We start from the raw sequence: 25,578 nt of genomic DNA on the forward strand, positions 1-25,578 counted from the left end.
GTTTATTCATCTCCGGTGCAGGTGCGTGGCGTCAGGCCTTTTTCCTTGGCGAACGCGGCGGACTTTTCGTCGATCAGCGGGCGCAACAGCGCGCGGTCGGCGGCAATCCAGTCGCTGACCAGCGTCCAGTTGGCGCCGTCCCACTGCTGCACCCGCGCCGAGCCGCCGCCTTCGTGGTCACGGCACGACAACTTGAGGTTCTGCATCAGGCCCAGGTAGCCCATGGCCTTGAGGCGCGCGTCGTCGATATTCAGGTGCTCCAGGCCCCAGCGGCCTTCTTCGCCATTGAGCGGGCGCTGGCCGAATTTGGCCTGGGCGGTGCGGATCGCTTCCACCGCCACGGCGGCGTTCACCAGGCCTGAGTTGTAGTAGACGCTGCCGAAGTTTTTCAGGTCCTTGAGGTCGCTGTGGCCCTTGTCGAGGACGTATTGCTTGAGGCGCTTGTGGATCTCGAAATCGGCGCCGGCCGGGTATGGGGTGAGCGCCAGGTAGCCTTTGGCAGCAGTGCCGGCAGGCAATACGTCTTCGCTGGAACTGGCCCAGATATCGCCGATGATATGGTCGACCGGGAAGCCAAAGCGTGCCGCGGTTTTCACCGCGACCGGCGTGGACACGCCCCACGTGCGCAGGAACACCCAGTCCGGGTTGGCCTGGCGCACCTGGCGCCATTGCGCGGACTGTTCGTTGCCCGGGTCGGCCACCGGAATCTGGATATTCTCGAAGCCGTACTGCTCGGCGAGCAGCTTCAGCGGGCCGAGGGTTTCGCGACCGTAGGCCGAGTCGTGGTAGACCGTGGCGATCTTTTTGCCCTTGAGTTTGTCGAAACCGCCTTCGCGCTGGGCGATATAGTTCACCAGGCTCGACGCCTCGCTGTAGAAGGTCAGCATCACCGGGAAGTTGTACGGGAACACGGTGCCGTCGGTGGCTTCGGTGCGGCCGTAACCGAGGGTGATCAACGGGATCTTGTCCACCTCGGCGCGCTCGCTCAGGGCGTAGGCCGCCGGTGCGCCATTAGGCTGGTAGACCGCGACCGGCGCGCCATCCAGGCCGTTCTTGAAGCGCTCGTAGCACTCGATGCCCTTCTCTGCCGTCCATTCGGTCTCGCATTCCTGCCACACCAGTTTTACGCCATTGATGCCACCTTCGACCTCGTTGATATAACGCAGGTAGTCGATCATCCCGGCCCACACTTGCACACCGCTGGAGGCATAGGCGCCGACGCGGTAGGTGGCCAACGGAAAGAACTGCTGGTCGGCCGAAGCCACGGCCTGGGGCACTGCAGCGGCCAGGGTGGCCAGCGCGAAGGCGGCGCCGGCCAGGGAACGTTTCAAGGATGCACGCATGGGAGTTCTCATAGAGGTCAAAACCGTAGGGGCCACTGACGCAGCCGATCGCGAAGGTTGTGCAACAGGCGAATCAAGCCCTCGGGTTCCTTGATCAGGAACACGATGATCAGCACGCCAAAGATGATTTTCTGCAGGTTCTGCAATTGCCCCGCATCCACCGAACCGCCGAACAGCGCCTGCCCGGCATGGCTGAGGAAGATCGGCAGCAAGCTGATAAACGCCGCGCCGACGAAGTTGCCGGCGATGCTGCCCATGCCACCGATAATGATGATGAACAGAACCTGGAACGAGCGATTGATATCGAAGCTGCTCGCGCTGGCCGTGCCCAGGTAGGCGAAGGCCCACAGCGCGCCGGCGATGCCCAGGTAGAACGAGCTGACCGCAAACGCCAGGCGCTTGTAGCGCACCACCGGGATGCCGACCACGGCGGCGGCGGTGTCCATGTCGCGGATCGCCATCCAGTTGCGCCCCACCTGGCTGCGCACCAGGTTGACGGCGGTCCAGGTCAACAGCAGCACGGTCAGCAACGTCAGCCAGTAGCGGCCCAGCGGCGTGTTGAGGTCATAACCGAACAACGCCAGCTTCGGCGCGGAGATGGTGCCGGACGAGCCGTAGTTGTAGAACCAGGGGAATTTGACGAACAGCCACTCGAGGAAAAACTGCGCGGCCAGGGTGGTGACCATCAGGTAGAAGCCCTTGATCCGCGAGCTGGGCAGGCCGAACAGCAAACCGACCAGCGCGCTGATAATGCCGCCGCCGAGCAACGCCACCGGCAAGCCCAGCGCCGGCAGGCGCAGCAGAAAGCCGTAGGTGGCAAACGCACCGACCGCCATGAAGCCGGCCGCGCCCACCGAGGTCTGCCCGGTGTAGCCGGTCAACAGGTTCAGGCCCAGCCCGGCCAGGGACAGCACCAGGAACGGGATCAGGATCGCATTGAGCCAATAATCATTGCCCCACAGCGGCACCACGACAAACGCCAGCGCCAACAGGCCGAGCAGGCCCCAAGGCACACGCCGCTGAATCAGCCGCAATGGCGCGGTTTCTTGCACAACAGGGATCGACATGGTTTCAGACTCGCTCGATGGCACGCTCGCCGAACAGGCCGGCGGGGCGGATATACAGGAAGGCCAGGGCCAGGGCGTAGGCGAACCACGGCGTGATGCCGCCGCCGAGCAGTGGGCCGATATACACCTCGGCAAGGTTCTCCGCCGCGCCGACAATCAGCCCGCCGACAATCGCCCCGCCAATCGAGGTAAAGCCGCCGATGATCAACACCGGCAAGGCCTTGAGCACCACCAGCGACAATGAAAACTGCACGCCCTGACGCGCGCCCCACAGCAGCCCGGCCACCAGCCCGACGGTCCCGGCCACCGCCCAGACGATCTGCCAGATACGGTTGAGGTTGATGCCGATGGACAGCGCCGCCGTGGTGTCATCCGCCACGGCGCGCAACGACACGCCGATGCGGGTCTTGTTGAACAGCAGCGCCAGCACCGTCACCAGCACCACGGCGGCTGCGGCGGCGATCAGGTCGAACTGGCTGAGCATCAGCGGCCCGACGAACAGCGGCACGTCGTCGATGCCCAAGTCCAGCGCACGCACCTGCGAGCCCATCAAGCCCTGGGCCAGGCCCTCGACAATGAACGACAAGCCCAGGGTGGCCATGAACAGGGTGATCTGCGAACGGTTCACCAGCGGGCGCAGAACCAGGCGTTCGATGAGCAAGGCGCCGACGATCATCACCACCACCGTCAGCAACAGCGCCAGGGCAAACGGCACGCCCTGCTCGTGCAGGCTGACGAAGGTCAGGGCGGCAAACAGCAGCATCGAGCCCTGGGCGAAATTGAACACGCCGCTGGCCTTGTAGATCAGCACGAAGCCGATGGCGACCAGCGAGTACAGGGTGCCGGCGAGCAGGCCGCCGAGCAGGGTTTCAAAAAAGAACGTCATCAGTGGACCACTCCCAGGTACGCCGCGATCACGTCGGGGTTGGCCTGCACTTGCGCGGGAGTGCCGTCGCCGACCTTGCGCCCGTAGTCGAGCACCACCACATGGTCGGACAGGCCCATGACCACGCCCATGTCGTGTTCGATCAACACCACGGTGGTGCCGAGGTCGCGGTTCACATCGGCGACAAAGCGCGCCATTTCCTGTTTCTCCTCGGCGTTCATCCCGGCCATGGGCTCATCCAGCAGGAGCAGGCTGGGCCCGGCGATCAGCGCCCGGCCCAGTTCCACGCGTTTCTGCAGGCCGTAGGACAAGTTGCCGACCGCCACATCACGGTGGGCCTGCAACTCAAGAAACTCGAGAATGCCCTGGGCACGCCGGCGGAACGCCTCGGCCTCGCGCCGTGCGCGGGGCAAACCGAGGGCCTGTTCGATAAAGCGGGTGCCCATATGCCGCGACAGGCCGGTGAGGATGTTGTCGAGCACGCTCATCTTTTTGAACAGCGCGTTGTTCTGGAAGGTCCGCCCAATGCCGCGACGCGCGGCGCCCAAGGGGTCGATACGGTGGAAGTGCTGCTGCTCGAACACGATCTCGCCGGCATCGAAGCGATACACGCCGTTGAGCACATTGAGCAGCGAACTCTTGCCGGCGCCGTTGGGGCCGATCAGCGCGCAGATTTCGCCGCGCTGGACATCGAAGGACAGCGCGTTGATCGCCTTGACCCCTTTGAACGACAGCGAGATATCCCGCACCTGGAGAATGGCTTGGCTCATGCGATGTCCCGTTTGAATTCAGCCAGCCACACCGGCTCGACAACGGACTTGCCCGTGCTGGGTGGCTGCCAGATAGAGGCCAGGCGTTGAAAGCCCAGCAGTTTACGCACGCGGTTTTTCAGCAGACGGCGCAGGCCGCTGTGCGGCTGGGCGATGGCCCACTCACACAGGCGTCGGCGCCAGGTGCCGTGGGGCGCCAGGCGGCTTTCGATGTCGTCGGCCAAGTGCTGCAGGCGCGCGGGTGACAACAGCAAGCCGGTGGGTGCGGCTTCGCCGCGATCACGCCGGGCCGATGCCAGGCTTTCCGGGAAGGCCAGACCGTGACCGCTGTTCAGCCATTGCGCCAGCAGTACCGCCAGGCCGCCTTGCCAGTGAGTGCCCTCCTCGCTCCACAGCACGCTCTCGCCGGCCGGCTGCCACCAGCGGCTGAGGTGCCGGGCCGGGTCGGTCGCACCAAGCACTTGGGCGAAATCCACCAGGTTGGCCGACTGCCAGTGCCGCTGCTGCTGACGCCCCTGCACGTAGGAATGGCTCGGGCGAATGCGCCAGAGTTGTTGGCGCAGCGCCTCGGGCTCCAAGTCATCGGCCAGGGTCAGTACCTGGCCACCGACCGATTGGGCGGCCAGCGCCAGCAATAACAGGTTGGGCTCGAAAGCCCCGCTGAGCGCCAGTTGCGATTGTTCGCTGAACCCGTGCTGACGCAAGCCATCGGCCAGGCGCTCGACATCGCGCAACACATCGATCCAGCGCCAGACGTACCACTGGCCCTGGCGCTTGTGGCGCAGGGCGGTGTGCAGCGGCGTGATCTGTGCCCAATGGCGCAGTTGTTCCAGGGCCGTGGGCAACTGACCGAGCAACTCGGCCGGCCATTCCAGAGCCGGCGGAGGTTTGAGTACATGCACGCTCATAGGGGTGATGCTCCTATTGGGTGGGTAAGCGTGCGGTGGTCCGCTGGCTGAATGAGGATTGAACGGAAAGTCGATAGCGTTGATATAAAGACTAAGCAGGAACCATGCCGATATAAAACGCCGCATAACCCAGGCGTTCATCAACAGTTATGAAGCTGACACAGCACAAAGTGCTTCTTCGCTGTTGCTGGAGCAACAGCGAACACCCTGCCGAGCGGGGTCGGAATTGATAAGTCACCGGCATTCAAACATGTGTTCCGAATAACCACTTTCGCTATTAGAAACGATCACGTTATACCTGTCATTTTTGACAGTAGATATTGTGTTGCCCGCTTAATAGACTCAAGCCGAACCCACGTCACAACAAAGGAGAGCCGCTTATGAGCAGCTCGAATAAAACCAAGCCAAAAGCCACTTCAGGCACAGCCAGTGCAATAGTGAATGACGACGAGGACTTTAACAGTTTCGAGGGCACACGCTTCTATTTCTATCTGGATGAACAAACAAACAGATGGTATATCTCAGGCGCAAGCGATGAAGACCATCTTGGTCAATATCAATATATTTCGCTGTGGTTGCCTAACGAGGGTGACGTTGTAAAAAAAACCTACGCAATCGTTGACGACCATGGTGCGCAGGGGAAAGCCAATGCGTCATGGACAAAAGCAACTTCCTCGTCATTTCGCCCTTACACCGCCATCAGCGGAAGTGTGACGGTCACGCTGAACAGCACCCTGCAGACAGTGGAGTCAACCTTCGAATTTGCAGCACAAAGCGGTTCAAAAACAGTCTCTCTTACCCAGGGCGAGATGAAACTCCAGGGATTTACCGAGGACAAGAAAGCCAGAGCCAGCGGTTTGGTGGCGTGTAACCTCAGCGAGTCGATTAATGAGCGCTATGAGTCTAATGAGACAGGGTTTAATAAAAGAGGAGAGACGGGTAGTTTCCCTGCCTATCTACAGGCCTGGTCACGACAGTTCACGTCGAAACCCGACTTTAAGGACTATGTATTATCCATCAACATAGCCGAAGGCCTTTCACGCGGCACCTACAGCTTTAGTCCTGAAAGCAAACAGGTCCGTCTGTTTTTCTTCCATATCCTTGAAGGTTTCGTTTGGAGCGCTGAAAGCGGTACGGTCACATTCAATTCAATTCCAGATTTCGAGGCAATTAAAGGCAAACTTTCTGGAACATTCAACTTTGTCGGCACCGCCGAACTTGGCGATGGCAGCCAACTCGTTTTAAGAGCTGACAATGGAAGCTTCAACCTGGAACAATAAACGTATTTGTCATCTTCCCTCGGGTGTTGCGTGTCATGCGCAACACCCGAGGGCCCTTTCGCTCGGTTGAATCAGGCACGCGCAGCAGCTCTATCTTTCTGCACATTTGCCAATACGCGATAACCGCTGCCTGGGTGGGACTCGGGCAACCTTGCACCTTCACCAAACAACTTCTCGCGCAACGTGCCCTGGGCGTATTCCTTCTTGTACACGCCACGCTTCTGCAACTCCGGCACCAGCAGTTCCACCGCGTCGATAAAGGTTTCGTGGGTCAGCGCATAGGCCAGGTTGAAGCCGTCCACATCGGTGTCTTCCACCCACTCCTGCAACAAGTCCGCGACCGTCTCCGGGCTGCCGACAAACAGCGGGCCAAAGCCGCCGATACCGACCCAGTCGGCCAGTTCCTTGGGCGTCCAGACCTTGCTCGGGTCCGCCGTGGAGAAGGCTTCCACCGCCGACTGAATCGCATTGGTATGCACATGCTTGAGCGGTTCGTCGGGCTTGAACTGGCTGAAATCGATGCCGGTCCAGCCGGAGATCAGCGCCATGGCGCCTTCGTAGCTGACGTAGGATTTGTACTCGTCGAACTTGGCCTTGGCCTTCGCGTCGGTCTCGCCGACGATCACCGTCTGCAGGTTGAAGATCAGGATCTTGCGCGGATCACGCCCGGCCTCAGCCGCGCGGCGACGAATGTCGGCGACGGTGTTTTTCAGCAGCGTCTTGGACGGTGCGGCGACAAACACGCACTCGGCCTGCTCGGCAGCGAACTGCTTGCCACGGCTGGACGCCCCCGCCTGGTACAGCAACGGCGTGCGTTGCGGCGACGGCTCGCACAGGTGGATGCCGGGCACCTGGAAGTGTTTGCCGACGTGGCGGATCTCGTGGATCTTGCTCGGGTCACTGAAAATCCGCCGCTCGCGGTCACGCAGCACGGCGCCCTCTTCCCAGCTGCCTTCCCAGAGTTTGTAGCAAACCTCCAGGTATTCCTCGGCGTAGTCGTAGCGCGCATCGTGTTCGGTCTGGGCGTTCTGGCCGAGGTTCTTGGCGCCGCTTTCCAGGTAAGAGGTGACGATGTTCCAGCCGACACGGCCTTTGGTCAGGTGGTCGAGCGTGGAAAGGCGTCGAGCGAACGGATACGGGTGTTCGAAGGACAACGACGCGGTCAGGCCAAAACCCAGGTGTTCAGTGACCAGCGCCATCGGCGCGATCAGCGACAGCGGGTCGTTGACCGGCACTTGAGTGGCCTGGCGGATCGCCGCGTCGCCATTGCCGTTGTACACGTCGTAGATGCCCAGCACATCGGCGATAAACAGGCCGTCGAACTTGCCGCGCTCGAGGATTTTCGCCAGGTCGGTCCAGTACTCCAGGTCCTTGTACTGCCACGAGCGATCACGCGGGTGTGCCCACAGGCCGGGGGATTGGTGGCCGACGCAATTCATGTCGAAGGCATTCAAGCGGATTTCACGGGACATCAAGCAGTCCTCCCGGGGGCGACACCGTTGAGGTGGTAGTTGCCGACAAGCTGGTACTTCCAGCGCAACGGCTCTTCGAGGGGCGACGGCAACGCGCTGCGCTGGCCGGTCAGTTCGAATTCGGCGGCGCTGGCGAACAGCAAGGCTTCGGCGGCGGCGATCTGCGCTTCGGTGGCGGCGACAGGCGTTGGGTGGGTTTCGGCGTATTCCAGCAAGGCGGCGGCCACCTCCACGCGGATCTGCCAGTCGCCGAAGCGGCTGATTACGTAAGGGTCATCACTTTTTTGCAGCACACGTCGGGTGCTCTCCAGCAATTGGCGAGCCTGGTCGAGCGCGGTGGGTTGGGTCAGTGCATTCATGGGGCAGGCTCCTCAATTCCAGGCATGGCGTGCGGGTTTGACGCCGTTGAGCACGAAGTTACCGATCAGGTGGTATTTCCAGCGGACCGGGTCGTGCAGGGTGTGGGTGCGCGCGTTGCGCCAGAAGCGGTCGAGGTTGTGCTTGCCGGTCACCGAGCGGGTGCCGCCCAGCTCGAAGAGCTTGCTGCTGGCGAGCAACGCGGTTTCGGCCGACAGCACTTTGGCCTGGGCGACGATCAGCGAGGCGTTGGCGACGGTGTCTTCGTTCGGTTCGGCGAGGGCCTGGTCGACCGCCTTGCCGGCCTTGGCGAGAATCGCTTCGGTGCCGTGTACGCGCCATTCCAGATCACCGATGGCGGCGATGGTGAATGGGTCCTGCCAGCCGTGATCCTGTTGGCTGTCGATCCATGGGCGGGCCTGGCGCGCGAAGACTTTCGCTTGCTCGAGGGCACCCACGGCGATGCCGGTGTCGATCGCGGCCTGGATGATCTGCGAGATCGGGCCGTCAGCGGTCGGTTGGTCGAACGCCAGGTGCGCGGGAATCACCGCGCTCAGCGGCACCGTCACGCCATCGAGGGTCACGCCGCCACTGGCGGTGGTGCGCTGGCCGAAGCCGTCCCAGCTGTCGATGACCGTGAGGCCCGGCGCATCGCGCTCGACGAAGGCAATCAAGGCCTTGCCCTGTGCGTTGGTGCCCACCGCCGGCACGATATGGGCGAACAGCGCGCCGGTGCAGTAGAACTTCTCGCCATTGATCTGCGCATGATCGGCGTGAACGCGAATCTGCGTGTCGAAGGTGCCGGCGTTCTTGCTCTTGGCTTCGGAGAAAGCGTTACCGAAACGGTAGCCGGCCAGGACCTTGCCGAAGTAGTGGAGTTTTTGCTCCTCGCTGCCGGTTTGCAGCAGGATATCCACCACCCCCAGGTGGTTCTGCGGGATCTGCGCCAGGGACGGATCGGCGGCGGCGATCAACTTGATCACCTCTGCCACCGTCACATAGGACACCTCGGCGCCGCCATAGGCCTTGGGGATGGTGATGCCCCACAGGCCGCTGGCGGAAAATTCGTCGAGTTCAGCGACCGGCAGGCGCCGCTCGCGGTCACGCACGCTGGCCTCGACGGCGAAGCGTTCGGCCAGGCGCGTGGCGACCGCGATGGCTTCGGCGTCTGATCGGATGATATGAGCAGGGTGTTGAGGGTGGGCTGACATGGGCCGACTCCAGAGTCCAAGGGGATACTGGAGTGATTGCAGGAGTCGTGCCCGAAACCAATCTTCAATAAGATCAGTAGGTTGCCGTCATTTTAATGCAGGGGAACCCGCCTGCGATCGAGCAAAGTGTCCATCCGCTGTTGGCGGATCAACAGTCAGATCACCACATTGCGCACAAAGCGCACCGCCACGTCGCCGTCATTGCGATAGGCGTGGGCCTGGCGGCTGGCGAACATGAAGAACTCACCGGCGCCGACCGGTTTTTCCTGACCATCCAGCACCAATGTCAGGCGGCCTTCGAACACGAACAACTGCACGCTCCAGCCATCCGGGTCCGGCTCGGGGCTGTAGCAATCGCCCGGCTCCAGGCGCATCTCCCACAGCTCGACTTCACGCCGCGCCGTGGCCTTGGCAAGCAATACAGCTTTGCTGCCGGGGATGTCACCGGCCCAGGCCAGTTCGTTGATACGGCTATGGTCAGGTGCATCCGGGGCCTGGATCAGGTCGCTGAAAGCCACGTCCAGCGCTTCGGCGACGCGGTCGAGGGTGGACAGGCTGACGTTTTTCTCGCCAGCCTCGATGGCCACCAGCATGCGTCGGCTGACCCCGGACTTTTCCGAGAGCGCGGTCTGGCTCAAGTCGGCGGCATGACGCAGGCGACGAACATTCTGGCTGACATGCTGCAGGACCGAGGCCCGTTGCGGATTTTCTTTGTGCACTATATTGCTCAATGGGTGGGTGTGCGCAGTATACTGCCCAGCGTGCGGCGCATTGTGCGGTCCGCGCCCTTCCCTTGCAAGACTGAGCCGCCATGACCACCCCGAATGCTCCCTCGCGTTTCAACCGCTTCAGCAAAGCCGAATGCATCCTGGTGTTCATCACCATGATCTGGGGCGGCACCTTTTTGCTGGTGCAGCACGCCATGACTGTCAGCGGGCCGATGTTTTTCGTGGGCCTGCGGTTTGCTGCGGCGACGATCGCGGTCGGTTTTTTCTCTTTGCGCACCCTGCGCGACCTGACCCTGTTCGAGTTGAAAGCCGGCGTGTTTATCGGCGTGGCGATCATGTTTGGTTACGGGCTGCAGACCATCGGCCTGCAGACGATTCTGAGTAGCCAGTCGGCATTCATTACCGCGCTCTATGTCCCGTTCGTGCCGTTGTTGCAATGGCTGGTGCTGGGTCGTCGGCCAGGGTTGATGCCGAGCATTGGCATCATGCTGGCGTTCGCCGGGTTGATGCTGTTGACCGGCCCGGCCGGTGCTTCGCTGAATTTCAGCCCCGGCGAGATCGCCACGCTGATCGGCGCGGTGGCGATTGCCGCCGAGATCATCCTGATCAGCGCATTTGCCGGGCAAGTGGACGTGCGTCGGGTGACCGTGGTGCAACTGGCCACGGCGTCGTTGTTGTCGTTCCTGATGGTGGTGCCGATGGGCGAGGCGTTGCCGGGGTTCTCCTGGTTGCTGTTGTTCAGCGCGGTGGGCCTGGGCCTGACCAGCGCGGTGATCCAGGTGGCGATGAACTGGGCGCAGCAAAGCGTTTCGCCGACGCGGGCCACATTGATTTATGCCGGGGAACCGGTGTGGGCCGGCGTGGTTGGGCGGATTGCCGGGGAGCGGTTCCCGCCGATTGCCATGGTCGGGGCGGCGTTGATCGTGGCGGCGGTGGTGGTGAGTGAGTTGAAGACGCGCGGGCAGAAGGCCATCGAACTGCAAAATGCGCGGGAACAGGAACAGCAGGGGTAAGGTCCGAGCCCGGGCGGTGGCTGTCAAATCGCCATCCCGGGCACGCCCAGCGTCCACATCAGGCGCTGGCGCGCGTGGGTGAGGGTTAGCTGAAACAATGCCAAATGGGCGTTTTCAGCCTACCTTGTAGGATCCTGCCACACGTTGCCGTTTGGTGATCAAGAAAGCGGCACGTATGATGCATCCCAAACTCCCGCAGATTAGAAGCCTATGTCCCTGATAGTTCTACTGCTTCTGCCTTTTATCGGCAGCTGTCTGGCGGCCTTGCTGCCGCACAACGCACGTAACACCGAATCCTTGCTGGCCGGCCTCATCGCCCTGATCGGTACTGTTCAAGTCGCCCTGCTCTACCCTCAAATCGCCCACGGCGGGGTGATCCGCGAAGAATTCATGTGGTTGCCCAGCCTGGGCGTGAATTTCGTCTTGCGCATGGACGGCTTCGCTTGGCTGTTCTCGATGCTGGTGCTCGGCATCGGCACGCTGGTGTCGCTGTATGCGCGTTACTACATGTCGCCGGACGATCCGGTGCCGCGCTTCTTTGCGTTTTTCCTGGCATTCATGGGGGCCATGCTCGGCCTGGTGATCTCCGGCAACCTGATCCAGATCGTGTTCTTCTGGGAACTGACCAGCCTGTTCTCGTTCCTGCTGATCGGTTACTGGCACCACCGCGCCGATGCGCGACGCGGTGCCTACATGGCGTTGATGGTCACCGGCGCGGGCGGTTTGTGCCTGCTGGCCGGCGTGATGCTGCTGGGGCATATCGTCGGCAGCTATGACCTGGACCTGGTCCTCGCGGCGGGCGATCAGATTCGCGCGCACTCGCTGTACCCGGTCATGCTGGCCCTGGTGCTGATCGGCGCGTTGAGCAAAAGCGCGCAGTTCCCGTTCCACTTCTGGCTGCCCCACGCCATGGCGGCACCGACACCGGTGTCGGCCTACCTGCATTCGGCGACGATGGTGAAGGCCGGCGTGTTCCTGCTGGCCCGCCTGTGGCCGTCGCTGTCCGGCAGCGAAGAATGGTTCTGGCTCGTCGGCGGCGCCGGCGCCCTGACCCTCCTGCTCGGCGCTTACTGCGCCATGTTCCAGAACGATCTCAAGGGCCTGCTGGCCTACTCCACCATCAGCCACCTCGGCCTGATCACCCTGCTGCTCGGCCTCAACAGCCCATTGGCCGCTGTCGCCGCAGTGTTCCACATCCTCAACCACGCCACCTTCAAGGCCTCGCTGTTCATGGCGGCCGGCATCATCGACCACGAAAGCGGCACCCGCGATATCCGCAAGCTCAGCGGCCTGGTGCGCCTGATCCCGTTTACCGCGACCCTGGCGATGGTGGCCAGTGCGTCCATGGCCGGCGTGCCGTTGCTCAATGGCTTCCTGTCCAAAGAGATGTTCTTCGCTGAAACCGTATTCATCTCGTCGACCGCCTGGGTGGAAATCGCCCTGCCGGTGATCGCGACCATCGCCGGCACCTTCAGCGTGGCCTACGCGCTGCGTTTCACCGTGGATGTGTTCTTCGGCCCGCCTGCGACGGACCTGCCCCACACCCCGCACGAGCCTCCCCGCTGGATGCGCGCGCCAGTGGAGCTGCTGGTGTTCACCTGCCTGCTGGTGGGGATCTTCCCGGCCCAGGTGGTCGGCTCGATCCTCGCCGCCGCCGCGCTGCCGGTCGTCGGCGGCGTGTTGCCGCAATACAGCCTGGCCATCTGGCACGGCTGGAACGCGCCGATGATCATGAGCCTGGTGGCGATGTGCGGCGGGGTGCTGCTCTACCTGCTGCTGCGCAAGCAACTCAAGCGCGGGCGCTTCAAGTACCCGCCGGTGATCAGTTACTTCAACGGCAAACGCGGCTTCGAGCGCTGCCTGGTACTGATGATGCGCGGTGCGCGCAAAATCGAGAAACGCATCAGCACCAAGCGCCTGCAGACGCAGTTGTTCCTGCTGGTGCTGGTCGCCGTGATCGGCGGGCTGATCCCGATGCTCAACAGCGGCCTCAGTTGGGGCGACCGGCCGAAGATCCCGGGCTCCATCGTGTTCGTCACCCTGTGGCTGCTGGCGATTGCCTGCGCCCTCGGCGCCGCCTGGCAAGCCAAGTACCACCGGCTGGCGGCCCTGACCATGGTCAGCGTGTGCGGCATGATGACCTGCATCACCTTCGTGTGGTTCTCGGCGCCGGACCTGGCGCTGACGCAACTGGTCGTGGAAGTGGTGACCACCGTGCTGATCCTGCTGGGCCTGCGCTGGCTGCCACGGCGGATCGAAGAAGTGTCGCCACTGCCCAGTACGCTGCGCAAGGCACGCATTCGTCGCTTGCGCGACTTCCTGCTGTCCACCGTGGTCGGTGGCGGCATGGCGCTGCTGTCCTACGCGATGCTGACCCGCCAGACGCCCAACGACATTTCCTCATTCTACTTGAGCCGCGCCCTCCCCGAAGGCGGCGGCAGCAATGTGGTGAACGTGATGCTGGTGGACTTCCGTGGCTTCGACACCCTCGGCGAAATCACCGTGCTCGGCGCCGTGGCGCTGACCGTGTACGCCCTGCTGCGACGCTTCCGCCCCTCCAAGGAAAGCATGCAACTGCCCGCGCAACAGCGCCAACTCGCGCCGGACGTGGCCACCGACCTGATCAACCCGCGCCAGGCCAGCGACACCGCCCTGGGCTACATGATGGTGCCGGCGGTGCTGGTGCGCCTGCTGCTGCCGATTGCGCTGGTGGTGTCGTTCTACCTGTTCATGCGCGGCCACAACCAGCCGGGCGGTGGTTTTGTCGCCGGCCTGGTGATGTCGGTGGCGTTTATCCTGCAATACATGGTCGCCGGCACCCAGTGGGTCGAGGCGCAGATGAGTCTGCGGCCGATGCGCTGGATGGGCTTCGGTCTGTTCTCGGCGACCCTGACCGGGCTCGGCGCATTGTTCGCCGGCTACCCGTTCCTCACCACCCACACCTGGCATCTCAGCTTGCCGGTGCTGGGCGACATCCATATCGCCAGCGCCCTGTTCTTCGACGTCGGCGTGTACGCCATGGTCGTCGGCTCGACGCTGCTGATGCTCACCGCCCTCGGTCACCAATCGGTGCGGGCCCATAAACCGAGCAACCAGCCGAAAACCGTTGCCACACCGGAAGGAGCCGCCTGATGGAAGAAGTCATCGCAATTGCCATTGGGGTCCTGGCGGCCTCCGGCGTCTGGTTGATCCTGCGGCCACGGACGTTCCAGGTGGTGATGGGCCTGTGCCTGTTGTCGTATGGGGTCAATCTGTTCATTTTCAGCATGGGCAGTCTGTTTATCGGTAAAGAGCCGATCATCAAGGACGGCGTGCCGCAAGACCTGTTGCACTACACCGACCCGCTGCCCCAGGCGCTGGTGCTGACGGCGATCGTGATCAGCTTCGCCATGACCGCGCTGTTCCTCGTGGTACTGCTGGCGTCGCGGGGCCTGACTGGCACCGACCATGTGGACGGCCGGGAGCCCAAGGAATGACGTGGGTCAATCAACTGATCGTCGCGCCGATCCTGCTGCCGTTGCTGACCGCCGCGCTGATGCTGATGCTCGGCGAGAAGCACCGCCCGCTCAAGGCGCGTATCAACCTGTTCTCGAGCATGCTCGGCCTCGCTATCGCCATCTTGCTGTTGTACTGGACGCAACAAGGCGGCCCCGGTTCGATCGGCGTGTACTTGCCCGGCAACTGGCAAGTGCCGTTCGGCATCGTGCTGGTGGTGGACCAACTGTCGGCGCTGATGCTGGTACTCACCGGGATCATCGGCGTGAGTGCGCTGCTGTTCGCGATGGCGCGCTGGGACCGTGCGGGCACCAGTTTCCATGCGTTGTTCCAGATCCAGCTGATGGGCCTCTACGGCGCCTTTCTCACCGCCGACCTGTTCAACCTGTTCGTGTTCTTCGAGGTGTTGCTGGCGGCCTCCTATGGCTTGATGCTGCACGGTTCCGGCCGGGCGCGGGTGTCGTCGGGGTTGCATTACATCGCGATCAACCTGCTGGCGTCGTCGCTGTTCCTGATCGGCGCGGCGATGATCTATGGCGTCACCGGCACACTGAACTTCGCGGACCTGGCGCTGAAAATCCCGCTGGTGCCAGAAGCCGATCGCGGCCTGTTGCACGCGGGTGCGGCGATCCTCGCCACCGCATTCCTGGCCAAGGCCGGCATGTGGCCGCTGAACTTCTGGCTGGCGCCGGCGTACTCATCGGCCAGCGCGCCGGTGGCGGCGATGTTCGCGATCATGACCAAGGTCGGCGTGTACACCGTGCTGCGCCTGTGGACCCTGCTGTTCTCCGGCCAGGCCGGGGCGTCGGCGCTGTTCGGCGGCGACTGGCTGGTGTACGGCGGCATGGCGACCATCATCTGCGCGGCGCTGGCGATGCTGGCGGCGCAGCGCCTGGAGCGCATGGCCAGCTTGAGCATCCTGGTCTCGGCCGGCATCCTGCTCTCGTCGGTGGGGTTCGCCCAGCCGAGCCTGACAGCCGGAGCACTGTTCTATCTGGTCAGTTCCACACTGGCCTTGAGCGCGCTGTTCTTGTTGGCCGAATTGATCGAACGCTCGCGCTCGGCCAACGACCTGCCGCTGGATGAAGAGATTGATGCGCTGCCCAAAGCCATGGAATCCCTGCATCCGCGCCCCGGCGTCAACCTTGATGACGAACAGAAAGCCGTGGTCGGCCAGGTGATTCCCTGGACCATGGCCTTCCTCGGCTTGAGCTTTGTCGCCTGCGCCCTGCTGATCATCGGCATGCCGCCGCTGTCGGGGTTTATCGGCAAGCTCAGCCTGTTGAGCGCGCTGGTCAATCCGCCGGGCTTGGGCCATGCGCTGGATGAGCCTGTCCGCCCTGCCGCGTGGGGCCTGGTGACGTTGCTGATCCTGTCCGGCCTGGCCTCGCTGATCGCCTTCGCCCGCCTGGGCATCCAGCGCTTCTGGACCCCGGAAGAACGCCCGTCACCGCTGCTGCGCCGTTATGAGTGCGTGCCGATCTTCTTCCTGCTCGGCCTGAGCATCCTGCTGACCTTCAAGGCCGAGCCGCTGATGCGCTACACCCTGGACACCGCCAAGAGCCTGAACAACCCGGAACAGTATGTGATGGCGGTCATGGCCACACGCCCGGTGCCCAGCCCTGAAGCCAAGACCGCGGCGCTGGAGGTGCAGCCATGAAGCGCCTGTTCCCGGCCCCGTGGTTATCGCTGGCGTTGTGGGTGTTGTGGCTGCTGCTGAACCTGTCGATCAGCCCCGGCAACCTGTTACTGGGCGCGCTACTGGGTTTGCTCGCGCCGCTGCTGATGGCGCCGCTGCGCCCGCTGCCGATCCGCATCCGCCGCCCCGGGGTGATCATCCGCCTGTTCTTCCGGGTGGGGCGTGACGTGATCATCTCCAACCTGCAAGTCGCCTGGGGCGTGCTGGTGTGCGGCTCGCGGTCACCGCATTCGCGCTTTATCAAAATCCCCCTGGACCTGCGCGACGCCAACGGCCTGGCCGTGTTGTCGATGATCACCAGCGTGACCCCCGGCACCGTCTGGTCGGAACTCGCCCTGGACCGCAGCATCCTGCTGCTGCATGTCTTCGACCTGGACGATGAAGCGCAGTTTATCCAGCACTTCAAACACGACTACGAACGGCCCTTGATGGAGATCTTCGAATGAGCGCCCTGCTCTCCAATGCGATCCTGTTCAGCCTGTTCCTGTTCTCGCTGGCCATGGCGCTGACACTGGTGCGCCTGTTCAAAGGCCCATCGGCCCAGGACCGGGTTCTGGCGCTGGACTACCTGTACATCCTGGCGATGCTGATGATGCTGGTGCTGGGCATTCGGTATGCCAGTGATACCTACTTCGAAGCGGCGCTGTTGATTGCGCTGTTTGGCTTTGTCGGGTCATTTGCCCTGGCCAAATTCCTGCTGCGTGGCGAGGTGATCGAATGATGCCGTTATGGGTTGAAGTGTGCGTGGCCGTGTTGCTGGTGCTGAGCAGCGTGTTTGCCCTGATTGGCGCAATCGGGTTGCTGCGCATGAAGGATTTCTTCCAGCGCATGCACCCGCCGGCACTGGCCTCGACGTTGGGCGCGTGGAGCGTGGCATTGGCGTCGATTATCTACTTTTCGGTGCTCAAGTCCGGGCCGGTGTTGCACGGGTGGTTGATCCCGATTTTGCTGTCGATCACCGTGCCGGTGACGACGCTGCTGCTGGCGCGCACCGCGCTGTTCCGCAAGCGCATGGCCGGTGACGATGTGCCCGCCGAGGTCAGCAGCCGTCGCTGAGTTCTGATGCGACACGGTCAAAAAAATGTGGGAGGGGGCTTGCCCCCGATAGCAGGGTGTCAGTGAATGCAGCTGTCGCTGACACACCGCTATCGGGGGCAAGCCCCCTCCCACATTTGGATCGAGGCTAGGCGAAGGATCGGATGTGTGCCGCCAACTCCGCCAATTCGGCATCATCCGCCCGCACAAAATCGTGGGACGAGATGTACCCCTCGTAGCGATCAAAGAACTTGTCGACCCTGGAACTGATGGGCTTGAAGTCACTGTCCTGCCCCGTCCCATGCATGGGAAACAGCTTCGCATGCAGGTGATCCACCCCGTAGCCTTCCAGAATCATCCCCGTGCGCGCCACATCGGGAAACGCGCGGTCGATCTGCTGCGCGGTTTTCTTCGCCGCCACCACCAGACCTGCCAGCACTTCATCCGACTGGGCGAAGGCATAGCTTCCGTAGTGCTGCTTGGGGATCACCACGCTGAAACCGGGAGTGTTGGGGAAAATAGACAGGAAGGCCATATGCTGTTCGTCTTCCCACAGAATATGGGCCGGGGAGGTTTTTCGGACAATGCTGCAGAAAATACAATCCATTTGAATCACCGTCAGTTTCATCATGGGCTTGGTCTGGTCGACCATCTAAAGCCAGGATTGGGCGGGCGTCAAAGCAAATGGACTTTTTCCAGAACGTCGCAGGTTGGCTACCGCTCGAAGCCGTGTTCCGACAGCGTTACGAAGACCGGCCCTTCGCGCATGTTTCGCTGAACCCAAAATGAAAAACGCCCCGAACCAGTCGGGGCGTTTTTCATTCAGCGTTTACTGATCAAGCCTGATCAGCCAAGCGCCACGTCGTCCCACCCTTGCCGTCTTCCAACACCACACCCATCGCGGTCAGTTGGTCACGGATCCGGTCGGACTCCGCCCAGTCCTTGTTGGCCCGCGCCGTCAAGCGCGCCTGGATCAGCGCGTCCACTTCAGCCGCATCCACACGCCCTTCGGCGCCGGCTTGCAGGAAGTCGTCGGCTTCCATCTGCAACACGCCCAGCACGCTGGCCAGTTCTTTCAGGCGTGCAGCCAGACCGGCCGCTGCGTCGAGATCGCTCTCACGCAGGCGGTTGATCTCGCGCACCATCTCGAACAGCACCGCGCAGGCTTCCGGTGTGCCGAAGTCGTCGTTCATCACTTCGGTGAAGCGGGCCACGAACGCTTCGCCGCCGGCCGGGGCCACGGAGGGCAGGCCTTTCAACGCGTGGTAGAAACGCTCCAGGGCACCTTTGGCGTCCTTGAGGTTGTCTTCCGAGTAGTTGATCGCGCTGCGGTAGTGGCTGGACACCAGCAGGTAGCGGACCACCTCCGGGTGGTACTTTTCCAGCACGTCGCGGATGGTGAAGAAGTTGTTCAAGGACTTGGACATCTTCTCGCCATTGATGCGGATCATGCCGCAGTGCATCCAGGCGTTGGCGTAGGTCTTGCCGGTGGCGGCTTCGCTTTGGGCGATTTCGTTTTCGTGGTGCGGGAACTCGAGGTCGCTGCCGCCGCCATGAATGTCGAAGGTCTCGCCCAGGCAGCAGGTGGACATCACCGAGCATTCGATGTGCCAGCCCGGACGCCCGGCGCCCCAAGGCGATTCCCAGCTTGGCTCGCCGGGTTTGGTGCCTTTCCACAGCACGAAGTCGAGCGGGTCTTGCTTGGCTTCGTCGACTTCGATGCGCGCGCCGATGCGCAGGTCTTCGATTTTCTTGCGCGACAGCTTGCCGTAGCCCATGAACTTGGCGACGCGGTAGTACACGTCGCCATTGCCTGGAGCGTAGGCGTAGCCCTTGTCGATCAAGGTCTGGATCATCGCGTGCATGCCCGGAATATGGTCCGTGGCACGCGGTTCCATGTCCGGCTTGAGGATGTTGAGGCGCGCCTCGTCCTCGTGCATGGCGGCGATCATGCGCGCGGTCAGGACGTCGAACGGCTCGCCGTTTTCCTTGGCGCGGTTGATGATCTTGTCGTCGATGTCGGTGATGTTGCGCACATAGGTCAAGTCGTAGCCGCTGAAACGCAACCAGCGGGTCACCAGGTCAAAGGCGACCATGCTGCGGCCGTGGCCGATGTGGCAGTAGTCGTACACGGTCATGCCGCACACGTACATGCGTACCTTGTTGCCATCCAGCGGCTTGAAGACTTCTTTGCTCTTGCTGAGCGTGTTGTAGATCGTTAGCACGACGGTTCCTTAAATCACTGGCCCCACGAATCACGCAAGGTCACGGTACGGTTGAATACCGGATGGCCAGGTTTCGAGTCCTTGATATCCGCGCAGAAGTAGCCTTCGCGCTCGAACTGGAAACGGTCTTCCGGCTGTGCATTGCCAAGGGATGGCTCGGCACGACAACCCGTGAGTACTTGCAGGGAGTTCGGATTGATGTTGTCGAGGAAGCTCGCGCTGTCTTCGGCTTTCTCAGGGTTCGGCGAACGGAACAGACGGTCGTACAGACGCACTTCACACTCGACGCTGGCGGCGGCCGGCACCCAGTGGATCACGCCCTTGACCTTGCGGCCTTCAGGGTTCTTGCCCAGGGTTTCTGGATCATACGAGCAGCGCAGTTCGACGATGTTGCCCGCGGCGTCCTTGATCGCTTCGTCGGCGCGGATCACGTAGCTGCCGCGCAGGCGCACTTCGCCGGTAGGTTCCAGGCGCTTGTAGCCTTTTGGCGGCTCTTCCATGAAATCGTCACGGTCGATGTAGATTTCACGGGCGAACGGCAGTGCGCGCACGCCCATGTCTTCTTTCGGGTGGCGTGGCAGTTCGAGGTTCTCGACCTGGCCTTCCGGGTAGTTGGTGATCACGACTTTCAGCGGGCGCAGCACGCACATGGCGCGCGGGGCGCTGTGGTCGAGGTCGTCACGGATGCTGAATTCGAGCATGCCGAAGTCGACCACGCCGTCGGAACGGTTGGTGCCGACCATTTCGCAGAAGTTGCGGATGGACTTGGGCGTGTAGCCGCGACGGCGGAAGCCCGACAGCGTCGACATGCGCGGGTCGTCCCAGCCGTTGACGTGCTGTTCATCCACAAGTTGCTTGAGCTTGCGCTTGCTGGTGATGGTGTAGTTCAGGTTCAGGCGGCTGAATTCGTACTGGCGCGGGTGTGCCGGAACCGGCAGGTGCTCCAGGAACCATTCGTACAGCGGACGGTGGCTTTCGAACTCCAGGGTGCAGATGGAGTGGGTGATGCCTTCGATGGCGTCCGACTGGCCGTGGGTGAAGTCGTAGTTCGGGTAGATGCACCACTTGTCACCGGTCTGGTGGTGATGGGCATGGCGGATGCGGTACATGATCGGGTCGCGCAGGTTCATGTTCGGCGAGGCCATGTCGATCTTGGCGCGCAGTACACGGGCACCGTCTGCGAACTCACCGGCGCGCATGCGGGCGAACCAGTCCAGGTTCTCTTCCACCGAACGGTCGCGGAACGGGCTGTTCTTGCCCGGTTCGGTCAGCGTGCCACGGTATTCCTTGGCCTGTTCAGGGGTGAGGTCGTCGACGTAGGCCTTGCCGGCCTTGATCAGCACGATGGCCCAGTCGAACAACTGGTCGAAATACTTGGACGCATAGCGCACTTCACCGGACCATTCGAAGCCCAGCCACTTGATGTCGCTTTCGATGGCGTCGATGTATTCCTGGTCTTCCTTGGCCGGGTTGGTATCGTCGAAACGCAGGTGCGTGACGCCACCGAACTCCTGGGCCAGACCGAAGTTCACACAGATCGACTTGGCGTGACCGATGTGCAGGTAGCCGTTGGGCTCCGGCGGAAAGCGCGTGACGATCTGCGTGTGCTTGCCCGAATCCAGGTCCGCCTGGATGATCGGGCGCAGGAAATTGACCGTGGCGGCAGGACCGGCCTTGGCGTTCGAGGTAGGGTCGACAGTGGGCTTGCTCATATTATCCTTGAACAGACGAGTACGTGGCCTTGGGCAGGCCAGATAAAACAAAGGGCTTATCATAGCCGAAGCGGTCAACCGCCTGACAGGGTACGGCCAAAAACTGCTGCTTTAATTGCCCGGGCGGTAAAAAACCACCTCGAAATTCCCGCAGGGCACGCTAAACTGCGCGTCTTGGCCAACGTTTAGCCAAACAGGTCAGGCGCACAGCGCCCGAACCCACGAATTCCCTGAAAAGAGTAGTACACATGACTCAAGTCAAACTGACCACCAACCACGGTGACATCGTCATCGAGCTGAACGCCGAGAAAGCGCCGATCACCGTCGCCAACTTCATTGAATACGTGAAAGCCGGCCACTACGAAAACACCGTTTTCCACCGTGTCATCGGCAACTTCATGGTCCAGGGCGGCGGTTTCGAGCCTGGCATGAAAGAAAAGAAAGACAAGCGCCCAAGCATCCAGAACGAAGCGGACAACGGCCTTTCCAACGACAAATACACCGTCGCCATGGCCCGTACCATGGAGCCGCATTCGGCCTCCGCGCAGTTCTTCATCAACGTCGCCGACAACGCCTTCCTCAACCACAGCGGCAAGAACGTGCAGGGCTGGGGCTACGCGGTGTTCGGTAAAGTCACCGAAGGCACTGACGTCGTCGACAAGATCAAAGGCGTTGCCACCACCAGCAAAGCCGGCCACCAAGACGTGCCAGCAGACGACGTGATCATCGAGAAAGCCGAGATCATTGAGTGATATTGCTGATTTCAGACTTGCATCTGGAAGAGGAGCGCCCGGACATTACCCGGGCGTTTCTGGATTTACTCCACGGCCGCGCCCGTGGCGCCCAGGCGTTGTACATCCTCGGGGACTTCTTTGAAGCCTGGGTTGGCGACGATGGGATCACCCCTTTCCAGCGCTCGATTTGCGCGGCCCTGCGCGAACTGAGCGACAGCGGCACCGCGATTTTCATCATGCACGGCAACCGCGACTTCCTGATCGGCAAGACGTTCTGCAAAGCCGCAGGCGCCAAGCTGCTCAAGGACCCGAGCATCGTGCAACTCGCCGGCGAGCCCGTGCTGTTGATGCACGGCGACAGCCTCTGCACCCGCGACGTCGGCTATATGAAGCTGCGGCGCATCCTGCGCAACCCGATTGTGCTGTTTATCCTGCGTCACCTGCCCTTGCGCACCCGCCACAAACTGGCGCGCAAGCTGCGCAACGAAAGCCGGGCGCAGACGCGGATGAAGGCCAACGACATTGTCGACGTCACCCCCGAAGAAGTGCCGCGGGTGATGCAGCAGTTCGGTGTGCGTACCCTGGTCCACGGCCATACGCACCGCCCCGCCATTCATAAGTTGCAGATCGGCGAGCAGGCGGCCAAGCGTATTGTGCTGGGGGATTGGGACAAGCAAGGCTGGGCATTGCAGGTGGATGAGCAAGGGTTTCAGCTGGCGGCGTTTGACTTCGTCAATCCGCAACTGGCACTGCCGGGCGCCTGATCAACTGTGGGAGGGGGCTTGCCCCCGATGGCAGTGGGTCAGCTTCAAATAGGCTGACTGATACACCGCTATCGGGGGCAAGCCCCCTCCCACAGTTGATTGCATTTCAACCCTGGCTGATTGCATTTCAGCCTGGGAAGCTCAGTGCCCTGATGCCGCCGGCCCCGCCTTCGCGGTAAACGGCGGTTTGGCCAGCCACACCAGCAGCATCAAGCCCATGAACATCCACCCCAGCAACGTAAAGTAATCCACGGTGGACATCATGTATGCCTGGCTGGTGAGGATCTGCTCGAGTTGGGCGTAGGCCTTTTGCCCCGCGCCGCCCAACGCACTCAACGCATCGCGGGTCGCCGCGTCGTAGGTGGTCATGTTCTCGCTCATGTACGCATGGTGCTGGTCCGCGCGGCGAATCCAGATCCAGGTGGTCAGCGAGGCCGCGAAGCTGCCGCCCAGGGTCCGCAGGAACGTCGCCAGGCCGGCGCCGTCGGCGATCTGGTGCGGCGGCAGGTCGGACATCAGGATGCTCAAGGTCGGCATGAAGAACAGCGCCACGCCGATGCCCATGAACAACTGCACCAGGGCGATGTGCTGGAAGTCCACCTCATTGGTGAAACTGGCGCGCATGAAGCAGCTCAAGCCAATCGCCAGGAACGCCAGGCCCGCCAGTACGCGCAGGTCGAATCGGTGCGCGTACTTGCCGACAAACGGCGACATCAGCACCGGCAGAATACCGATCGGCGCCACGGCCAGCCCGGCCCAGGTCGCGGTGTAGCCCATCTGGGTTTGCAGCCACTGCGGCAGGATCAGGTTGATGCCGAAGAAGCCCGCGTAGCCGAGGACCAGCACGATGGTGCCGATGCGGAAGTTGCGGTAGGCAAACAGCCGCAGGTTGACCACCGGGTGTTTGTCGGTCATCTCCCAGATGATGAACACCGCCAGGGCAATCACCGAAATCGCCGCCCCCACGATGATGAAGTTGGATTCGAACCAGTCCAGGTCGTTGCCCTTGTCGAGGATGATCTGCAACGCGCCGACCCCGACGATCAAGCTCAACAACCCCACATAGTCCATCGGCTGGTAGCTGGTGACCACCGGGCGTTTCTTCAACTGCGAACGCACCACCATCACCGCAAAGATGCCGATGGGCACGTTGATGAAGAAGATCCACGGCCAGCTGTAGCTGTCGGTGATCCAGCCGCCGAGGATGGGACCGGCAATCGGCGCCACCACCGTGACCATCGCCAGCAGTGCCAGGGCCATGCCGCGCCTCGCCGGCGGGTAGACCGCGATCAGCAACGTCTGGGTCATCGGGTACAACGGCCCCGCCACCAGGCCTTGCAACACCCGAAAGCCGATCAGCTCGGGCATCGACGTGGAAATACCGCAGAGAAACGAGGCCAGCACAAACAGCACGGTGGCCCAGAGAAACAGCTTCACCTCGCCGAAGCGCCGGCTCAACCAGCCGGTCAGCGGCAGGGCAATGGCGTTGCTCACCGCAAACGAGGTGATCACCCAGGTGCCCTGCTCCGAACTCACGCCAAGGTTGCCGGAAATGGTCGGCAACGCCACGTTGGCGATCGTGGTATCGAGCACCTGCATGAAGGTCGCCAGCGACAGGCCAATCGTGGCCATCACCAAGCTGGGTGGCGAGAAGGACGCGTTATGGCTCATCAGCGTTGCACAGCCTTGGGTGCGGCGAGACTGTTGTCATGAATCAACTGGGTGATCATGGCATCGGCTTCGGCCAACTGACGGTCATACACATTGGTGGTGAACGAGGCCTTTTGCGGCGCCTGTTGCGCCAGTACCGGGCCGCTCTGGTCGTGCAGGTCGACGTTGACCACCGTGCTCAAGCCCACCCGCAGCGGGTGCTTGGTCAGTTCTTCGGCATTGACGTGGATGCGTACCGGCACCCGTTGCACGATCTTGATCCAGTTGCCGGTGGCGTTCTGCGCAGGCAGCAAGGCAAACGCGCTGCCGGTGCCGGCGCCGAGGCTGTCGATGGTGCCGCTGAACTTCACATCGCTGCCGTAAATGTCCGCTTCGATGTCCACCGGTTGGCCGATACGCATATTGCGCAGTTGGGTTTCCTTGAAGTTGGCGTCGATCCACAACTGGTTCAGCGGGATCACCGCCATCAACGCCGTCCCCGGCTGCACGCGCTGACCCAGTTGCACGGTGCGCTTGGCCACATAGCCGGTGACGGGGGCGATCAGGGTGCTGCGCGCATTGGCCAGGTAGGCCTGGCGCAGTTGCGCGGCGGCGGCTTGCACGTCCGGATGGGACGAGATCACCGTGTCGTCGACCAGGGCGTTGCTGCTTTTGAGCTGCTGCTCAAGGTTGGTCAGGGCATTCTTGGCCGCGGTCAGGCTGTCACGGGCGTGGGACAGTTCTTCCTGGGAAATCGCCCCGCCCTGGGCCAGGGTCTTACGCCGGTTGTAGTTGTCCTGGGCAGTTTGCACGTCGGCTTTCTGCGCATTGACCTGGGCTTTCATGCCGTCGACGTTGCTGTACAAGCCCCGCACCTGGCGCACGGTGCGGGCCAGGTTGGCCTGCGCACTTTGCAGGCCGACCGCCGCGTCGTTGGGGTCGAAGTTGATCAGCACCTGGCCTTCGTGGACCAGGTCGCCATCGTCGGCGCCGATGCTGACCACGGTGCCGGTGACCAGCGGGGTGATTTCCACCACGTTGCCGTTCACGTAGGCGTCGTCGGTGCTTTCATTGAAGCGACCGTAGAGTTCATACCAGCCCCACACGCCGACCACACCAAGGATGACGATCAGCATCAGGCCGACCAGCATGACTTTGCGTTTGCGCGGGTTGTTATCGGGCGTTCCCGTTGCGTTGTTGCTTTCGGCAGTGGCCATGTCAGTTACCTC

At 62.3% G+C, this 25,578-nt stretch carries 24 protein-coding genes; 10 read left to right on the top strand and 14 right to left on the bottom strand.

Features of this window, described 5'->3' with window-relative positions; translation table 11 throughout:
• Positions 1–2: 2 nt before the first annotated feature.
• From PverR02_RS19695 to PverR02_RS19715, 5 genes are read right to left on the bottom strand one after another with little or no spacing between them, the layout of a single operon-like run.
• Positions 3–1,343: an ABC transporter substrate-binding protein gene (locus PverR02_RS19695; RefSeq protein ID WP_046382892.1), complete on the bottom strand. Its 1,341-nt coding sequence runs from the start codon at positions 1,341–1,343 to the stop codon at positions 3–5.
• Between the two features lie 17 nt (positions 1,344–1,360).
• Positions 1,361–2,410, bottom strand: a complete 1,050-nt coding sequence (locus tag PverR02_RS19700; RefSeq protein ID WP_079444201.1) for a branched-chain amino acid ABC transporter permease — start codon at positions 2,408–2,410, stop codon at positions 1,361–1,363.
• Between the two features lie 4 nt (positions 2,411–2,414).
• Entirely contained in the window at positions 2,415–3,296 is an 882-nt protein-coding gene (locus PverR02_RS19705; RefSeq protein ID WP_079444202.1) for a branched-chain amino acid ABC transporter permease, read from the bottom strand.
• Positions 3,296–4,066: an ABC transporter ATP-binding protein gene (locus PverR02_RS19710; RefSeq protein WP_079444203.1), complete on the bottom strand. Its 771-nt coding sequence runs from the start codon at positions 4,064–4,066 to the stop codon at positions 3,296–3,298. Before PverR02_RS19710 ends, PverR02_RS19705 begins: the two co-directional genes overlap by 1 nt.
• Positions 4,063–4,974 (bottom strand): AMP-binding protein, encoded by a 912-nt coding sequence (locus PverR02_RS19715; RefSeq protein WP_079444204.1) that lies wholly within the window; start codon positions 4,972–4,974, stop codon positions 4,063–4,065. The genes PverR02_RS19710 and PverR02_RS19715 overlap by 4 nt, the downstream gene beginning before the upstream one ends.
• A gap of 380 nt (positions 4,975–5,354) precedes the next feature.
• On the opposite strand from PverR02_RS19715, the gene PverR02_RS19720 reads away from it, so the two are divergent.
• The gene (locus PverR02_RS19720; protein ID WP_057004436.1) at positions 5,355–6,254 is read left to right on the top strand and encodes a hypothetical protein; all 900 of its coding nucleotides are present in this window, start codon (positions 5,355–5,357) and stop codon (positions 6,252–6,254) included.
• Between the two features lie 71 nt (positions 6,255–6,325).
• On the opposite strand, the gene PverR02_RS19725 is transcribed toward PverR02_RS19720, so the two are convergent.
• The 4 genes from PverR02_RS19725 to PverR02_RS19740 all read right to left on the bottom strand — a co-directional run bounded on the left by PverR02_RS19725 (position 6,326) and on the right by PverR02_RS19740 (position 10,013).
• A complete protein-coding gene (locus tag PverR02_RS19725) occupies positions 6,326–7,726 on the bottom strand; it encodes an LLM class flavin-dependent oxidoreductase (RefSeq protein ID WP_079444205.1) in 1,401 nt (466 codons plus the stop codon).
• Positions 7,726–8,085: an acyl-CoA dehydrogenase gene (locus tag PverR02_RS19730; protein WP_046382885.1), complete on the bottom strand. Its 360-nt coding sequence runs from the start codon at positions 8,083–8,085 to the stop codon at positions 7,726–7,728. Before PverR02_RS19730 ends, PverR02_RS19725 begins: the two co-directional genes overlap by 1 nt.
• 12 nt (positions 8,086–8,097) lie before the next feature.
• On the bottom strand, positions 8,098–9,294 hold the full coding sequence (locus tag PverR02_RS19735) for an SfnB family sulfur acquisition oxidoreductase (RefSeq protein ID WP_079444206.1): 1,197 nt from the start codon (positions 9,292–9,294) through the stop codon (positions 8,098–8,100).
• Positions 9,295–9,449: 155 nt separating this feature from the next.
• On the bottom strand, positions 9,450–10,013 hold the full coding sequence (locus PverR02_RS19740; RefSeq protein WP_017848086.1) for a helix-turn-helix domain-containing protein: 564 nt from the start codon (positions 10,011–10,013) through the stop codon (positions 9,450–9,452).
• A gap of 92 nt (positions 10,014–10,105) precedes the next feature.
• Here PverR02_RS19740 and PverR02_RS19745 point away from each other — a divergent pair, with 92 nt between their 5' ends.
• The 7 genes from PverR02_RS19745 to PverR02_RS19775 all read left to right on the top strand — a co-directional run bounded on the left by PverR02_RS19745 (position 10,106) and on the right by PverR02_RS19775 (position 17,285).
• Positions 10,106–11,035 carry a DMT family transporter gene (locus PverR02_RS19745; RefSeq protein WP_017848087.1) on the top strand — a complete coding sequence of 310 codons (930 nt, stop codon included), beginning with the start codon at positions 10,106–10,108 and terminating at the stop codon, positions 11,033–11,035.
• Between the two features lie 210 nt (positions 11,036–11,245).
• A complete protein-coding gene (locus PverR02_RS19750) occupies positions 11,246–14,167 on the top strand; it encodes a monovalent cation/H+ antiporter subunit A (RefSeq protein WP_079444207.1) in 2,922 nt (973 codons plus the stop codon).
• Complete coding sequence (locus PverR02_RS19755) at positions 14,167–14,511, top strand: Na+/H+ antiporter subunit C (protein ID WP_007986256.1); 345 nt, start codon at positions 14,167–14,169, stop codon at positions 14,509–14,511. Before PverR02_RS19750 ends, PverR02_RS19755 begins: the two co-directional genes overlap by 1 nt.
• Positions 14,508–16,190 (top strand): monovalent cation/H+ antiporter subunit D, encoded by a 1,683-nt coding sequence (locus PverR02_RS19760; protein ID WP_079444208.1) that lies wholly within the window; start codon positions 14,508–14,510, stop codon positions 16,188–16,190. Before PverR02_RS19755 ends, PverR02_RS19760 begins: the two co-directional genes overlap by 4 nt.
• Positions 16,187–16,675, top strand: a complete 489-nt coding sequence (locus PverR02_RS19765) for a Na+/H+ antiporter subunit E (RefSeq protein ID WP_046382881.1) — start codon at positions 16,187–16,189, stop codon at positions 16,673–16,675. Before PverR02_RS19760 ends, PverR02_RS19765 begins: the two co-directional genes overlap by 4 nt.
• Positions 16,672–16,950 carry a K+/H+ antiporter subunit F gene (locus PverR02_RS19770; RefSeq protein ID WP_017848091.1) on the top strand — a complete coding sequence of 93 codons (279 nt, stop codon included), beginning with the start codon at positions 16,672–16,674 and terminating at the stop codon, positions 16,948–16,950. The genes PverR02_RS19765 and PverR02_RS19770 overlap by 4 nt, the downstream gene beginning before the upstream one ends.
• Positions 16,947–17,285: a Na+/H+ antiporter subunit G gene (locus PverR02_RS19775; RefSeq protein ID WP_017848092.1), complete on the top strand. Its 339-nt coding sequence runs from the start codon at positions 16,947–16,949 to the stop codon at positions 17,283–17,285. Before PverR02_RS19770 ends, PverR02_RS19775 begins: the two co-directional genes overlap by 4 nt.
• A gap of 127 nt (positions 17,286–17,412) precedes the next feature.
• On the opposite strand, the gene PverR02_RS19780 is transcribed toward PverR02_RS19775, so the two are convergent.
• From PverR02_RS19780 to PverR02_RS19790, 3 genes are all read right to left on the bottom strand, one after another.
• Positions 17,413–17,871 (bottom strand): HIT family protein, encoded by a 459-nt coding sequence (locus PverR02_RS19780; RefSeq protein WP_026140168.1) that lies wholly within the window; start codon positions 17,869–17,871, stop codon positions 17,413–17,415.
• A gap of 229 nt (positions 17,872–18,100) precedes the next feature.
• Positions 18,101–19,489, bottom strand: coding sequence for a cysteine--tRNA ligase (gene cysS / locus PverR02_RS19785; RefSeq protein WP_017848094.1), 1,389 nt, complete (start codon positions 19,487–19,489; stop codon positions 18,101–18,103).
• 14 nt (positions 19,490–19,503) lie between these two features.
• Positions 19,504–21,201 carry a glutamine--tRNA ligase/YqeY domain fusion protein gene (locus PverR02_RS19790; protein WP_017848095.1) on the bottom strand — a complete coding sequence of 566 codons (1,698 nt, stop codon included), beginning with the start codon at positions 21,199–21,201 and terminating at the stop codon, positions 19,504–19,506.
• A 248-nt stretch (positions 21,202–21,449) separates the two neighbouring features.
• On the opposite strand from PverR02_RS19790, the gene PverR02_RS19795 reads away from it, so the two are divergent.
• Together PverR02_RS19795 and lpxH are read left to right on the top strand one after the other, a co-directional pair.
• Positions 21,450–21,953 carry a peptidylprolyl isomerase gene (locus PverR02_RS19795; RefSeq protein WP_017848096.1) on the top strand — a complete coding sequence of 168 codons (504 nt, stop codon included), beginning with the start codon at positions 21,450–21,452 and terminating at the stop codon, positions 21,951–21,953.
• Complete coding sequence (lpxH, locus tag PverR02_RS19800) at positions 21,950–22,699, top strand: UDP-2,3-diacylglucosamine diphosphatase (RefSeq protein WP_079444209.1); 750 nt, start codon at positions 21,950–21,952, stop codon at positions 22,697–22,699. The genes PverR02_RS19795 and lpxH overlap by 4 nt, the downstream gene beginning before the upstream one ends.
• Positions 22,700–22,840: 141 nt before the next feature.
• Here the strand turns inward: lpxH and PverR02_RS19805 are convergent, their stop codons facing one another.
• Positions 22,841–24,370, bottom strand: coding sequence for a DHA2 family efflux MFS transporter permease subunit (locus tag PverR02_RS19805; protein ID WP_079444210.1), 1,530 nt, complete (start codon positions 24,368–24,370; stop codon positions 22,841–22,843).
• Positions 24,370–25,566: an HlyD family secretion protein gene (locus PverR02_RS19810; RefSeq protein ID WP_079444211.1), complete on the bottom strand. Its 1,197-nt coding sequence runs from the start codon at positions 25,564–25,566 to the stop codon at positions 24,370–24,372. Before PverR02_RS19810 ends, PverR02_RS19805 begins: the two co-directional genes overlap by 1 nt.
• Between the last annotated feature and the right edge of the window lie 12 nt (positions 25,567–25,578).

This window comes from Pseudomonas veronii (assembly GCF_002028325.1).
Taxonomy (GTDB): domain Bacteria; phylum Pseudomonadota; class Gammaproteobacteria; order Pseudomonadales; family Pseudomonadaceae; genus Aquipseudomonas; species Aquipseudomonas veronii.